This is a genomic window from Vibrio ponticus (assembly GCF_009938225.1).
Lineage (GTDB): Bacteria > Pseudomonadota > Gammaproteobacteria > Enterobacterales > Vibrionaceae > Vibrio > Vibrio ponticus.
The window spans coordinates 1,621,932-1,637,058 of sequence record NZ_AP019657.1 but is presented as its reverse complement, the minus strand read 5'-3'; the positions used below and the strand labels follow the sequence as shown (position 1 = coordinate 1,637,058).

The following is a 15,127-nucleotide window of genomic DNA, read 5'->3' as shown; positions in this document are numbered from 1 at the left end:
AAAATTGGCTGAAATATGGCTACGAGGTGTTTTAGTACTAAAGTGGTAGGAGTTACTATAACGATAGGAAGTTAAAACGATAAATATAAATATAATGAAGATGAAAATGGATAAAAAATGGCTGTACAGTTCTCTGGTATTTTTAGTCGCGATGCTCGTTACTTTTCTCGTTGCGGTTTACTCATACCAGATGCAGCTCAGCTACGGCAAACGCATATTTGAGAGTTTAGCGGAACGACAAACCGAAATACTCAAAGAATTTATTGATAACGATTTAGATCAAATTGGCGCTGGAGCGAACTTTTTTTATTCTGTTGACCCATCTCAATGGGGGCAGTTTCAAACCTTTGCTAATGAGGTAATCGCTGACTCGAATACCCTGATTACTTTGCAATGGATGCAAAAAGTCGAAAAGAAAGATATTCCACAATTTTTAGCGCAAGCTCGTCAGGAAAACCCAGAGTTTGAGCTTTATACGGTTCCCAAAGATAAATCGTTAACTTACGGCTATATCATGCCCGCAGGTGAACCGATTTATGTTGCCCGCGATATTTACCCTGTCAATCCAGTAAACCAAAAGGTACTGGGCTTTTATGATGCCCGTATGCGTTTTCAATTGATTCTCGATAATATACGCGCACACCAAAAAGTCAGTGTTTCCGATAAAGTCCGCCTGCTACAAGATGGTCATGACAAAGCCACTAAAAAAGATGGCATCTTGGTTTACCATCCAGTGTTTGACCGTAACAATGATCAAAATTTAATTGGGGTGGTGATTGGTGTTATTCGCACTTCAAGTTATTTCGATGGTTTAATGACGCGCACTGCAGCGAAAACGCAGCTGGAAGTGCGTGTGGTTGATCTCGGCTTTGATGCGGAAGATGACCCAGTATTGTTTGAAAGTAAAAACTGGCAGCAATCCTCGGGCTATGAAATTTCGACCAAGATTGAATTACCTAATCGTGAGTGGCGTATTTGCTTTCGTTTGACTGAAGACATTACCGTGAACGATCAACTTGTTCTCTCAGCCATTACCATCGGTGGTTTTGTTATTGCTCTATTGCTTAGTTACATCATGTTTTTGCAAGTTAGAGCGCAGTCGCACCTTGAATCATTATTAGAGGATCGTACAGAAGAACTACGATTTATGGTTAATCACGATGCGCTGACCGGCATTTATAACCGACGTGCGTTTAATGACTTAATTGCTAATGCGATTGAAGAGGATCGCCCGTTTGCTCTTGCTGGCTTCGACATTGATAAGTTTAAGAGTATTAACGATAGTTACGGTCACCCTGGTGGCGATCAAGTGCTTGCGCATGTGGCAAATACCGTAAAACGTTATTTGCACCCTGATGATCATTTGGTTCGTCTTGGTGGTGATGAGTTTTGTATTATTAGCAGCCTGGTTGATGTTGAAGAATTACGTCGCTATTTGGAGGGTATTCGCCAAGCGATGTGTGACCATACCACGCAGATTGGTACACATGCCGTGACGTGCACTTTGAGCATTGGTGCAGTAATTCGTAAAGATGAAGATGCTGAGCAAATCATGCAACTTGCTGATGCGCAGCTCTATTTAAGCAAGGAAGCGGGGCGAAATTGCGTCACAATTGCCCAAGAAGTCGACGAACAGTCATGATTCTATTGTGGTTAGACTTGGGTTGGCTAACGCTTTGCGGTAAAATTTTGCCCCTTAGTTACAACCTACCGGGCGAGTTATGAATCACAACCGTATAGTTTGTTTCGATCTAGAAATGTGTTGCTGGAACGAAAATGGTGTTGGCACCACAGGCGAAATCATAGAAATTGGTTTAGCAGAGATCGATCTGGTTAAAGGTGAAATAGTTAAACGCGCCCAATATTATGTTAGACCAGAGCATGATGAAGTTTCGCTGTTTTGCGCGGAACTGACAGGCATTACTCCGCGTAAGATTGAGAAGCAAGGTCGCCCATTGGCGGAAGTGCTTAAATCGATGATCAAGAACTTCGGTGGCACCAATAAGATTTACGCCGCTTGGGGGCGTGATGATTTGGTGCTAGCCAAAGAGTGCGCAGATAAAGGGTTAGAGATGCCATTTAATGAGTACATTAACTTAGCGACTTTGTATCGTATCCAAAACCGCCTCAAAGATAAGCGTATTGGTCATAAAGCGGCGCAAGAAGCAAAGAATATAGAGTGGGAAGGGCGCCAACATTCAGGTTATGTCGATGCCTACAACCTGGCAAAACTGGCATTAACCATGTTTTGAGTGGTGCACTGAGCCTCATCGAACAAGCGAGCAACTGCTCGCTTTTTCTTTAACTATGGTTCGAGAGCCAGCTTACAATTTGTTAGAACTCTCCGTTACCGAGAGTTTGGCACGAATAAATTCGCTGTGATCAACGTAAAGAAGCTCTGCGGTTTTACGGATGACCGCGTCTTCTAACGGGTCGATCTCACCGTCTGCATGGGCAATTTCCCACATTGCTTTAATCAGCTCATAGCGGGTTTCTTGGCTGAGTTCACGCAGTTGAGAGGTGAACTCGTACAGCGAAGCCGCTTCTTTGGCTTTGTTCTGCGCGCGATTGAGCAGTGTCTCAGTTTGCGCCGCATCTAGATTGAGCAGTCGACCAATTAACTGCTGCTTAGCGATCTCTTCTTGTTGATCCTGTTGATGATCTGCGTCGGCGACTTCACATAATAAGCAAGCAATCGCAAGGTTAGGATCCGCCTTGTGTTGTTCACCTAAGTCACTGCCATCGAGTAGCTGTTTAAACAATTTAGTTATTGAGTTGAGCATTGGCATTGCCACTATGTAATTTATCTTTACTTCTATACATAGTGGCATTTGAGTTGGATCACAAGTCCTGTTCAATAGGTGGGAAGTGAACCGATTCGCCTTCGCCAGTTAAAATAGATATTTGACAGGGTTTACCGTGACTATCCAATTTGAGTTCACCAATTGCGCTGCTGTTGACCAAGCGTCGTGAACCGGGGATGTCAGGATCGCGCTTGAACACCTTTAAACGCTTACGTTTGGTCAGATAGTTAAGCGGTGAACGGGGCGAATATATCGCGCGGTCAATGCGATCGCAGATGCCTAATAATGGCTCGGGAAATTGATTCTTAAAGCCACTGCACGTGATTTGGTAGATATTCGGGCTCGATTTTCTAAATCTAAGTTTGATGTCGTAGGCGAAAGAGTAATGTACATCACCAGACAAAATGACGAAGTTGCTGGGTGTTTTGGTGTGGGTAAAAATACTTAATAACGTATTAGCACTCCCTGGATGAGCCATCCAATTCTCGGCATCAATCAGTAGCGGTTGCCCAAGCAGCGTCATACTCTTTTGTAGCGCCTCGATAAACTTGACCCCAAACATCGGCGCGGCAGACACCACGATCACTTTGTCTTGATTCAGCAACTCTTGCTGGAATTCAATCAGCGCTTCCCAGTCCATTAAGCCAGACGGTTTATTCATGCGAGATTCAGAGCGCCAGCGCCTTGTGCGGGTATCTAAAACCACCACTTTAGGTGAGCTATGAACGGTGTAGTGCCATTTTTCAAAGCTATATAAGTACTGGATCAGGTTGTCTTGGTGTTTCGCCTGCTCTGAAGAGGTGTACGGCTCAGCAAAGAATTGCTCAGATAAGTGCCACAATTCCTCAGGGAAGTTGTCTGGTTCATTGCCCCAACCTTGGCAGAGCCAATAGGCGATTAAGCCATTACCAATAATGCGTTTAGAAAACGAGTTCTCGTAGGCGGCTTTTTCCCAACCTACGGTAAGATTCCAATCATCAGTAACATCGTGATCATCGAAAATCATATAGGTTGGAATGTGCGCCATCAGGCGTGCAGCAGAGGGTAAGCCAGCGACAAATCGCTCGATGTGTTGCTTTTCCTGTTGCCAATGTTTGATGTTCGTGGCGGCAAATGGTTGTCCACCATGAGTAAATCCGTTGTGTTCAAGCCGGTCAATGTTGATACAACGCCACAATGATGGCGACCATACCAATAGATACATGGCAATAAACTCACTAAGTGTGATCAAGTGGTTCTCACACTCACGAGAACTAAATATGGGGGTGTGTTTAGGCAGTAATAAACGATTTAGCCAGTGGCTTTGGTCACTGTAGCTTGGTAACAGTTTGTCGCGTTGATAGTAACAAAATGGGTGTTGATACAGAGTTTGGCTATTGGCAAATGGGGCTTGCTCAAAGGCTTCATCTGTTAAGCCGAGCAGCTCACATACCTGATGTATCGCGTCCAGCATGGGACCGGCAACGTGATCGGCATAAATCTGGTCGCCACTCATCAGTAGCATATCCGGTCTGTCTTGCAGCGCTTGCTGGCTAACCTTATGGTCTGCCTGAACGAGCGCATCTTTAGCTGGATGATGCGGATTACGACATGAACCATGCAGTAGGTAGTCTGCTTGAGTTGAAATACGAAAGGTCGGGCGCGCCTCATCAGCATAACAAAACTCAGGTTGTAACTGAGAGAGTGGACCCTGTTGAGTGATAAATTCGTAACTTAGCGCAACATTGGCAGGAAACTCACCTTTGAATTGGGCAAGCACGACATAAGCACGTTGTCCTACCGCAATTTGCCTACACTGATCCAACGCGCCTTCGAAAATACAACTGTCGTCTGCATCGGCAAACAGTTGAAATGACCCTCGCAGCGGTTCACTGGTGACCAGCCAAAAGACCAGTTCATTTTGGGTTGTTTTACGTAGGATGGGACCGGCTAGCACTAGCGGTAACGTTGGTTTGTCACTCATTTTCAATCGACATTGCCTTCAATATTTATATCGCACTGGCGACAAGGGATTCTGGTGTTGCTTGTTCGCTCTCTTCTAAGATTTCAATCACTTCACAACTGCTTAGTTCATGTCCTAAGAGAAATAAGGCTAATATCGCGTCAGCTTTACTTGTACTATCTGAATTCTCACCGAGGATCCGCTCAAATTTATCGCGAATCATCTCGATTTCGTGTTCAACAAAACCCCGTGCCTCTTCCCCTTGAACATCTTCAGGAGCGTTATCAAACTCCATAAACAACATCTCATCAACTTGAGATACCGCGACCAGTTGTTCAGGTAACCATTCATCACCAGTCACCACATCGAGGTCGTCTGGTAGGGTGGCGAGTAAATTTTTTAGCTCAGAAACTTTCACAATTTTTTGCATTCATAGGGTGTATGTTCTTATATTAACGTCGAATCTCAGCGAAACATAACAACAAAGTCGCTGATCCTTACAAAATAGCTACTCAATTGATTATAAAAATGACAATTTTTAATACGCGCTCACTTTTTGCGCTTGCTTTGGCTTCTTCTTGCACTTTGTCGACCAGTGTAATGGCTTCTCAATCTGAACAAGATTGGGGGATTGCTGCAATGTATCGTATCGCTACCGTGCCATACTCGACACCCGTTGGCGATCAGACGGTTTCAACGTTTGTGCCGATGATGTACTTCAATAACGACTATGTGTTTGTTGATGGTGTAGAAGGGGGGCTGCATCTTGCGAACTGGCAAGACGAGAAATTTGAACTGAATGCTTTAACTCGTATTCGGTTTGTTGATTTGCCTGCATCGATTCAAAATGCCAATCAAGGAGATACCGCCGACGTTGGTTTTCAACTGCGTTATCAACTTAACGACACTTGGCATTTCGATTGGGAGTTAATGTCGGATGAGGATACTCGTTTACATACCAACTTAAGAGCCACAGCAGAATATGACTTTGGTGATTGGGAGCTGAAGCCGCACGCGACGTTACGTTATAAAGATGCGGATTTTAACAGCCGTTATTACGCGTTCGATAAGTACACTGGGGATAAAATTGGCGCAGGTATGGATGTCAATGTTGGTATTGACGCACGTTATCATGTCACGTCGAATTTATATCTGCTCGGCTCAACCAGTGTGACGAGTTTGGATAATAATGCTTATAGTGCCGCTGCGGTAACCGATCGTTTTGAAGGCGAAGTGTTTGTCGGGTTTGGTTTTTTCCCAGATAAAACCAAAGCGCGCAAAACAGAGCTGACGAATAAGCGTTATTTACGCATTGCACATGGCTGGGCGACGCCTTCCAATATCGGTGACATTTTTGCGCTTAATCGTGAAAAAGACCCGTACAACAATCAGATGACTTCGGTGTTTTATGGTCACCCGCTGACTGATGAATTGTTTGGTTTACCGGTGGATCTTTATTTCACGCCGGGTATCGCTCACCACTGGGATTCGAAAGTTCAAGGTGCGAGTACCGAGTACATTGCTGCAATCAAAGCATACGTGAATTTTGATTGGCCAACGCGTTGGCGTTTTGGTTTTGCAGAAGGTCTGTCGTACATCGATAACATTACTTACGTTGAAGCGAGCGAAATGGCAGAGAAAGGCTATACCCCAAGCCATCTGCTTAACTACCTAGATTTCTCACTGGATGTCAATGTCGGCGACTTGGTTAACGATTCAGACTGGAAAAACGTTTGGGTGGGTTATTCACTTCATCACCGCAGCGCAATCTTTGAAAAAGCGTCGCAGTTTGGTCGCATCAAAGGCGGCAGTAACTACAATACTGTCTATGTGCAGTTCAACTTTTAATCGCGGCTAAATTTATCGCTTTATCAGCCTATCTACTGCGCATGTAGATAGGCTTTTTTGTGATACAATCCGCGCAGTTTTGATAGATAAAAAGAATAGGACACGCTTTGACTTCGTCACAGCCGAAAAATAATTCGCCGAAAGAGCAGCAAGCGCAGGCAAATAGCCCAGCCGCTTTGCGCAAGGCATTGCAACAATGTATGTTGCGCGATCGCTTTCGTTTAAGTAAGCGTATTGCTGGTGCGAGTAAAATTAAAAAAGAAGCATCGCGTAATGCGGTGTTTGATGAGATCGCACTGGATATCGCCAAATCGATGATGGAAGTGGAGCAGCGCTGCGCACAGCACATTACCATCGAATACCCTGAAATCTTACCAGTTAGCCAAAAACGCGACGATATCGCTAAAGCCATTGAAGAGAACCAAGTGGTGATCGTAGCGGGTGAAACGGGCTCGGGTAAAACCACTCAGCTACCGAAAATCTGTGCTGAGCTTGGTCGTGGTAAGTTTGGTTTAATTGGTCATACGCAGCCACGTCGCCTTGCGGCACGTTCGGTAGCCAGTCGTATTGCGGAAGAGATGCAAACTCAACTTGGTGAGTTTGTTGGTTACAAAGTTCGCTTTAACGACCAAATCTCAGACAATACCCAAATCAAGTTGATGACAGACGGTATTCTACTGGCTGAGATTCAACACGACCGTTACTTAAACCAGTATGACACCATCATTATCGATGAGGCGCACGAACGTAGCCTTAACATCGATTTTATCTTGGGTTACTTAAAAGAGTTACTGCCACGTCGTCCTGATCTAAAAGTGATCATTACCTCGGCAACCATTGACCCAGAGCGTTTTTCAAATCACTTTAATAATGCGCCAATTATTGAAGTATCTGGTCGCACCTACCCAGTAGAGACGCGTTATCGCCCACTCAGTGGTGAAGGCGACGACGATCGCGATCAGCTTGAAGGTATCTTCGAAGCGGTTGATGAGCTGTGCGATGAAGGGCTAGGCGATATCCTGATCTTCATGAACGGTGAGCGTGAAATTCGTGACACGGCAGATGCGCTAGCCAAACGTAAGCTTAAGAGCACAGAGATTGTGCCGCTTTACGCCCGCCTATCGGCAGGTGAGCAGAACAAGATTTTCCAACCACATGCTGGTCGTCGCATCGTTTTGGCAACCAACGTGGCAGAAACATCACTGACTGTTCCGGGTATCAAATACGTTATTGACCCAGGTACGGCTCGTATCAGCCGTTACAGCTACCGCACTAAAGTGCAGCGCTTACCGATTGAGCCAGTGTCTCAAGCGAGCGCCAATCAGCGTAAAGGTCGTTGTGGTCGTGTTGAAGAAGGTATCTGTATTCGCCTTTACTCTGAGGAGGACTTCAACTCACGTCCTGAGTTTACCGACCCAGAGATCCTGCGTACTAACCTAGCATCGGTTATCCTCCAGATGACTGCGCTTGGTTTAGGGGATATTGAAGCCTTCCCATTTGTAGAAGCGCCAGATAAACGCAACATTCAAGATGGTGTGCGTCTGCTTGAAGAACTTGGCGCAATCAATTCTGAAGTCAAAGACAGCAAGAAACGTTTGACCGCAATTGGTCGCCAATTAGCGCGTTTGCCTATCGATCCTCGCTTAGCGCGCATGGTGTTAGAAGCACCTAAGCATGGTGCGTTGAAAGAACTAATGATTATCGCTTCTGCACTGTCAATTCAGGATCCGCGTGAACGCCCAAGTGAGAAAAAGCAATCGTCAGATGATAAACATCGACGTTTTTTCCATGAAGACTCGGATTTTCTGACCTTTGTTAATTTGTGGGATTACATTCAGAAGCAGCAAAAACAGCTATCTAGTAATCAATTCCGTAAACAGTGTAAAGAAGACTATTTAAACTATTTGCGCGTGCGTGAATGGCAAGATGTTTACTTCCAGATTCACCAGTCGATGCGTGAAATGGAGTTCAAACTCAATAGTGAGCCAGCAAACTACCAAAGTGTACACAGTGCAATTTTGGTTGGTCTGCTGTCGCATATTGGTAGTAAAGATCAAGAGAAGAACGAGTATCAAGGTGCGCGTAACGCTCGTTTCCATATCTTCCCTGCATCGGGCTTGTTTAAGAAGCAGCCTAAATGGGTGATGTCAGCTGAGCTGGTGGAAACTTCAAAACTTTGGGGTCGCATTATCGCTAAGATTCAACCGGAATGGATTGAGCCTTTAGCGAAGCACTTGATCAAACGTAGCTACAGTGAGCCACATTGGTCGAAGAAGCGTGCGGCAGTTATGGCGTACGAGAAAGTGATGCTATACGGAATCCCTATTGTTCCTAAACGCTTGGTCAACTACAGCAACATCGATGCAAACATTAGCCGCGAGATATTTATCCGCAGTGCGCTGGTGGAAGGTGAGTGGGAAACCAAACACGCATTCTTCAAGCAAAATCGTAAGCTGTTGCAAGAGGTCGAAGAGCTTGAGCACAAATCTCGTCGCCGCGATATCTTGGTTGATGATGATGAGCTGTTTGATTTTTACGATCAGCGCGTCGGTACTGAAGTGGTATCGGGTAAGCACTTTGATACATGGTGGAAGAAAGCCTCGAAAGAGAAGCCTGAACTGCTCAACTTTGAAAAAGAGATGCTGTTTAGAGGCGATGCTAGCCATGTTACCGATTTGGATTACCCGAACTTCTGGTTCCAAAATGGTATCAAGCTCAAATTAAGCTATCAGTTTGAACCGGGTGATGACAGTGATGGTGTTACCGTACATTTACCGTTACCGATCCTTAACCAAGTGGAAACTGCTGGTTTTGACTGGCAGATCCCAGGTCTACGCCACGAGTTAGTGGTGAGCCTAATTAAATCGCTGCCAAAAACCTTGCGTAAAAACTTTGTGCCAGCGCCAAACTATGCCGATGCATTCTTAGCTCGCGTGACGCCAATGGAAATGCCATTGCTTGATGCGTTAGAAAAAGAGTTGCGTCGCATGACGGGCGTAGAACTACTGCGTGAAGATTGGAAACTCGATCAGGTTCCTGAGCACTTGAAAGTGACATTCCGCGCCGTCGATCATCGTAACCGTAAGCTGAAAGAGCACAAAGATCTGCATGAGCTGAAAGAGAGCTTGAAAGATAAAGTGCAAGAAACGCTTTCAAAAGTGGCGGATGATGATATCGAACAGCAAGGTCTGCACACTTGGAGTTTCGGTGAGTTGCCAAAAGTGTATCAACAAAAACGCGGCGGTTATGATGTCAAAGCGTATCCTGCGATTGTTGATGCCAAAGACAGCGTTGAGATTAAGCTTTACGAAACCGAGCAAGAGCAGATTTCTGCGATGCGCGCCGGTCAGCGCCGCCTAGTGCTGCTAAACGTACCGTCGCCAATTAAATACTTGCACGCCAACTTGCCGAACAAGTCCAAGTTAGGTCTTTACTTCAACCCTTACGGTAAAGTGATGGACTTGATTGATGACTGTATTGCTTGTGGTGTTGATAAGCTAATCGAAGAGCAGGGCGGCTTGGTTTGGGAAGCGGATAAGTTTGAAGCGTTAAAAGAGCATGTTCGCGCTGAACTTGGCGATACTGTGGTGGATATTGCACAACAGGTAGAAACCATTCTAACCACTGCGTTCAACATCAATAAGAAGTTGAAAGGCAAGATTGATTTCACGATGGCGTTTGCGCTATCTGATATCAAAGCGCAAATCGAAGGTTTGATCTTTAAAGGCTTTGCTACTGAGTGCGGTTGGAAGCGCCTACCAGACATTCTGCGTTACATGCGCGCTATTGAGCGTCGAATGGAGAAGTTACCAATCGATCCGAATAAAGATCGTCTGCATATGCTCAAGATTGAGTCAGTAGCGAGTGATTATAAAGAGCTATTGAATAAGATCCCGAAAGGCATGGCAGTGCCGGATAACGTCAAAGAAATACGCTGGATGTTGGAAGAACTGCGCGTCAGCTTCTTTGCTCAGCAATTAGGTACCCCTTATCCAGTGTCTGACAAGCGAGTGAAAAACGCGATCGATGCTTGTTAAATAAGCTAACCTATTAACCCCACGAATGTTATTCGCTTTGTGGGGTCTTTTTTTACATAGAACTTACACAGCGGTATGTAAATTGCATTAATTTAGCCAAAATGCAGAACTGTCAGAGTATTGGCAATAGATTGCCGTACTTACAAAATTATAAGAGAAGGTTAATTATGAAAAAGACACTACTCGCTTTAGCACTGATTGGTGCATCTGCGACAGCTTCAGCTGATTCTTGGATCTACGGTGGCGCAAACGTCGGTCAATCAGAGCTTGGTGGTGAAGACGCAACATCTTACGGTGTGCATGTTGGTACTGGCATCCTACCGTTTATTGGTCTTGAAGCGGGTTACCAAAACCATGGTGAATTTGATGTTTCTGGCACTAACTTTAAAGTAGAAGCTGAATCTGTGTATTTTGCTGCAAAACCAAGTATTGATCTTGGTCCTCTGCATGTTTACGCAAAAGGTGGTCTGCATAAGTGGGATATGTCAGGCGACTTTAATAAAGATGACGTTGATATCATGTACGGTGTAGGCGCTGAATACTTCCTGTTTGGTCCAGTTTCTGTAGGCGCAAGCTACAGCGTATTCACAATGGATGATGAAGACGTTAAAACCTTGTCACTTAACGCGACATTCCACTTCCTATAAGAAGTAACCAAATTTCTCTCAAGCCCAGCTTTTCTCGCTGGGCTTTTTTGATTCTAACCATTAGCTTACTTTGCCTGAGGGACCGAGAAAGTTGCTCACAAACAATGACGGGCGAAAAGCGTTTGGAACATCTCCATTGAGCATGGTTTGAAAATCAGTTCATCCATACCAGAGAGCTTTGCTTTACTCGCGACTTCTTTCGAGTTATCGGCAGTAAAGCCAATAATGGGCAGTTGCTGGTAAATGGGAATTTGGCGTAACTGCTCCGCTAGTTGATAGCCATTGGTGTGCGGCATGTGAATATCGGTAATGATCATATCTATTTGTGAAGGCTGATCTTTGAATCGATCGCTATTGAGATAGTTAAATAACTCATTAGCAGAACTAAAAGTCTTATAGCTTACCCCCAATGAATTGAGCTGCTTACTGAGCAATAAACGGTTAATTGGGTCATCATCTATAGCAAGGATGTTGAGCTTTTTCACATGCATAGGTTCAGATTCGAGCAATTTTCCCGAGTCGTTGGTGCTTAACCCCTTATGTTGAATCAGTTGGTCTGGGTAGACGTTTGCAACGTCACTATCGCGACAAGATTCGCTACGCCATTTTTCACTTAACCAACGGTCATACCAAGCCGGGTATTGATTATCACTGAGTTCCTGACATTTACATGGGATGGATAGGCTGACACTTGTCCCGAAGTTAAGTTGACTTGAAACATGAATGTGTCCCCCCATGAGTTCAACTAAGCTTTTACTGATCGAGAGCCCTAAGCCTGTCCCCCCATAACAACGGTTGATGCTGTGCTCGCCTTGAACAAAAGGAGTATAAAGAGACTCCAGTTGTTCAGGTGACATGCCGCGACCAGAATCACTAACTTGGATATCAAGTCGACTCTCTTCTAGCTGGATACGCACAGATATCCGACCCTGAGAGGTAAACTTCAACGCATTGTTGAGTATGTTGCTACAAATTTGATGCGTTCTCATCCAGTCGAGATAGGTCAATTCGAACGGGGTTGGCTGCCAATCGAGTATGAACTCGATACTTTTCTCGTAGCACTCTGTCTCAAAGCTTCGTAAGGTAATGCTGAGCTCTTTGAGTATGTTTACCGGTTGGATATTAAGTTGGAGTTGATCGGCTTCGATTTTTGAGAAATCCAAGATGTCGTTTACGTGCAGATCAAGTCGCTGTGCCGATTGTATTGACGAGGCGAGTAGTTCTTTACCTTCTTGAGAATCGATGTGATTATCGAGAAGCTTAAGTAACCCTATCATGGCAGATAAAGGTGTTCTTAACTCATGACTAACAATAGCAAGAAACTGGTTTCGCGCATCCACGGCTTTAGTTAACGCGGTTTCTTTTTCTTTTAAGCTGCTGATGTCATCAAAGGTTAGCATTGAAAAACGCGTTTTTTCGACAGGATGATAAATATTCTGTTGTTTAATACGGTAGATGCGATTGCCCAATGTTCTGACAATTTCTCGCTCCGGATTAACGTGGCAACACTCTTGGCTCAGAGAGTAAACCAATTCGGTAAAATTGCTGGGGCAAATATCGTCATAAGCCGTGACTCGAGAGGTGAGCGTCTGAAAGTTTTTATTGGATAAAACCAACTCTTGTTGTTTGAAAATTGCAATCGGATTGGGAAGATTATCCACCAGTGAAGATAGCCAAAACGTGAGGTTATCGATGCTGGTTGTTTTAACAATCGAGTCGAGCGCATTTTGTCGATATGTAATGTCCATAATGACAACAAAGAAGCAATCAAGCTTTTTGTCATACGTGGCGATGTCATGAATCCATAAGGTTTGCCCTTGTTTATTCTGGATGCGGAATTCGTAATCGAGCGTTGAATTGTCTTGTAGTGAGCGGGAAACTTTCTGCAAGATTTGGCTAACGTCGTCAATAACCAAGCTGGCAAACCGATTATTAAACAGAGAAACCATCTCTTCTGGAGTGTAGCCAACCAATCGATAGAAGGCGCTATTTGCTTCGATAATGGTCGAGTATTGATCGTTCTTACAAAGTAGCAGTGCGCAGTTATTTTTTTCTAAGAAAGTTGTTCGGTACTTATGTTTAACAAAGTAGTGCTCTAACAAACTCGCCATCATTTGACTCCATCACTGAGAAGATTATCCGTTAATTGATAATTTTATCACTCTATAAAAGCAGCGAGTTATCAGCAATTTGTGGGTTTTTCTAATCCAGTAAGTAAATGGCTTTATAGCTGTTGGTTTATCGAGCGGTTTGAATCGAGCAATTTAAACACTTGACGACAGAAGTTGAAAAAGAGCCACTCAATGAGTGGCTCAAGATATTTTACGATTTTGGGTCGAGTGCTTATGCTTGTTGCTTTTCTAATTCCGCTTGTGCGGCTTCTTCTTCAATCAGCGCATCAACAATCACGGCGCAGGCTGCATCACCTGTGATGTTAAGGGCTGTGCGGATCATGTCAAAGATACGGTCCAATGCGAATAGCAGTGGTAGACCTTCGATTGGAATGCCTGCGGCAAGCAGTACTGCAACCACAAGGAATGATGGTCCCGGAACACCCGCTTGACCAACCGCACCTAAGGTTGAAGTAACAATAATCGCGATGTATGCACCCATACCGAGTTCAATGTTAAACAGCTGGGCGAAGAAGATTGCTACCAAACCATAGTAGATCGCGTTACCAGACATGTTGATTGTTGCGCCAAGTGGCAGAACAAATGATGCGGTTGAGTTGCGCACTTTTAGCTCGTGCTCAACAGTGTCCATAGTTACAGGCAGTGTTGCCATGGATGAGGCGGTAGAGAGAGCAACTGCCTGAGGCTTTTTCATTGCACTGATAAACTGTTTGGCTGATGTCTTAGTAAACAGATGGATCATGGCAGGGTAGACCACAAAGCCAAAGATCAGGATGGCTGCGACGTAAACAACAAAGAGTTTAAATACCACCATTAGTGCGCCAAAACCAAAGGTACCTACTGCTTCTGCCATGAGACCGAAGACACCGATAGGTGCGATAACCATAACCTTGTTGATCATCCAAACCATGCTATCAACAATGGTATTTACGCCATTGATAATCGGTGTACGGCGCTCTTTGTCTTGGCGAGAAAGTGCGATACCGAAAAATAGACAGAACACCAAGATTTGTAGAATATTCGCTTCGTTTAGGGATTGGAAAACGTTGGTTGGGATCATACCGGTAACGGTCGCCCAGAAAGTAGGAAGTTCCCCTTTAGCAGCGTATTCAGATGAGAACATGCCTTCCACGCTCGACAGGTCAATGCCGATACCTGGTTGGAAAACCACGCCCATCACGATAGCCAGTGCCACCGCCAGTGCTGAAGTTAGACCAAAGTAACCTAGCGTTACTGCGCCAACTTTACCTGCTGCATGGCTATTGCCTAAGCCTGCGGCACCAGAAATGAGTGCTACTGCGACTAGTGGAATCACTAGCATTTTGATTAGATTAATAAAAATTGCGCCAAGTGGAGCAAACATTGCAGCATCTTGACCCATCATGGCACCAACGGCAGTACCGACGATCATTGCAATGACAACTTGAACACCTATGTTGCTTAGCAAACCTTTTTTCTCTAACACTTCCATAACCTCTGTGCTAATAAATGATAAATCCCCAATATTAACCACTGCACATATTGTGGTAGGTAGCTAATAATGTCGGCTAAGTTTGTACACTTATTGTTTACATTTGGCAACAAAGAAAATTATAAATTCATCATTACTAGTGACAGTTTAATGACAAATTTGTTGGTTAAATTGAGGGGTAACGTTTGCTCTGGTGGTGTTTTATTGGATATTTCGCAAATGGATGGATTTATATAAACGTGATCA

General features: G+C 44.5%; 10 protein-coding genes. 5 read left to right on the top strand and 5 right to left on the bottom strand.

Features of this window, described 5'->3' with window-relative positions:
• The first annotated feature begins 106 nt into the window (after positions 1-106).
• Positions 107-1,642, top strand: a complete 1,536-nt coding sequence (locus tag GZN30_RS07130) for a sensor domain-containing diguanylate cyclase (RefSeq protein ID WP_232060467.1) — start codon at positions 107-109, stop codon at positions 1,640-1,642.
• A 79-nt stretch (positions 1,643-1,721) separates the two neighbouring features.
• On the top strand, positions 1,722-2,252 hold the full coding sequence (locus GZN30_RS07125; RefSeq protein ID WP_075648587.1) for a 3'-5' exonuclease: 531 nt from the start codon (positions 1,722-1,724) through the stop codon (positions 2,250-2,252).
• Between the two features lie 72 nt (positions 2,253-2,324).
• Here GZN30_RS07125 and GZN30_RS07120 read toward each other — a convergent pair whose 3' ends face one another.
• The 3 genes from GZN30_RS07120 to GZN30_RS07110 are packed head-to-tail and all read right to left on the bottom strand — an operon-like array spanning position 2,325 to position 5,176.
• The gene (locus GZN30_RS07120; protein ID WP_075648774.1) at positions 2,325-2,783 is read right to left on the bottom strand and encodes a tellurite resistance TerB family protein; all 459 of its coding nucleotides are present in this window, start codon (positions 2,781-2,783) and stop codon (positions 2,325-2,327) included.
• Between the two features lie 58 nt (positions 2,784-2,841).
• The gene (locus GZN30_RS07115; RefSeq protein WP_075648586.1) at positions 2,842-4,767 is read right to left on the bottom strand and encodes an alkaline phosphatase D family protein; all 1,926 of its coding nucleotides are present in this window, start codon (positions 4,765-4,767) and stop codon (positions 2,842-2,844) included.
• A 25-nt stretch (positions 4,768-4,792) separates the two neighbouring features.
• Complete coding sequence (locus tag GZN30_RS07110; RefSeq protein WP_075648585.1) at positions 4,793-5,176, bottom strand: VC1380 family protein; 384 nt, start codon at positions 5,174-5,176, stop codon at positions 4,793-4,795.
• A gap of 98 nt (positions 5,177-5,274) precedes the next feature.
• Here GZN30_RS07110 and GZN30_RS07105 point away from each other — a divergent pair, with 98 nt between their 5' ends.
• The 3 genes from GZN30_RS07105 to GZN30_RS07095 all read left to right on the top strand — a co-directional run bounded on the left by GZN30_RS07105 (position 5,275) and on the right by GZN30_RS07095 (position 11,278).
• The gene (locus tag GZN30_RS07105; protein ID WP_075651250.1) at positions 5,275-6,594 is read left to right on the top strand and encodes a MipA/OmpV family protein; all 1,320 of its coding nucleotides are present in this window, start codon (positions 5,275-5,277) and stop codon (positions 6,592-6,594) included.
• Positions 6,595-6,701: 107 nt separating this feature from the next.
• A complete protein-coding gene (hrpA, locus tag GZN30_RS07100) occupies positions 6,702-10,631 on the top strand; it encodes an ATP-dependent RNA helicase HrpA (RefSeq protein ID WP_075651216.1) in 3,930 nt (1,309 codons plus the stop codon).
• 167 nt (positions 10,632-10,798) lie between these two features.
• Complete coding sequence (locus tag GZN30_RS07095) at positions 10,799-11,278, top strand: outer membrane beta-barrel protein (protein ID WP_075651218.1); 480 nt, start codon at positions 10,799-10,801, stop codon at positions 11,276-11,278.
• 95 nt (positions 11,279-11,373) lie between these two features.
• Here GZN30_RS07095 and GZN30_RS07090 read toward each other — a convergent pair whose 3' ends face one another.
• Positions 11,374-13,389, bottom strand: coding sequence for a hybrid sensor histidine kinase/response regulator (locus GZN30_RS07090; RefSeq protein WP_075651220.1), 2,016 nt, complete (start codon positions 13,387-13,389; stop codon positions 11,374-11,376).
• A 232-nt stretch (positions 13,390-13,621) separates the two neighbouring features.
• Entirely contained in the window at positions 13,622-14,881 is a 1,260-nt protein-coding gene (locus tag GZN30_RS07085; RefSeq protein ID WP_075651222.1) for a dicarboxylate/amino acid:cation symporter, read from the bottom strand.
• Between the last annotated feature and the right edge of the window lie 246 nt (positions 14,882-15,127).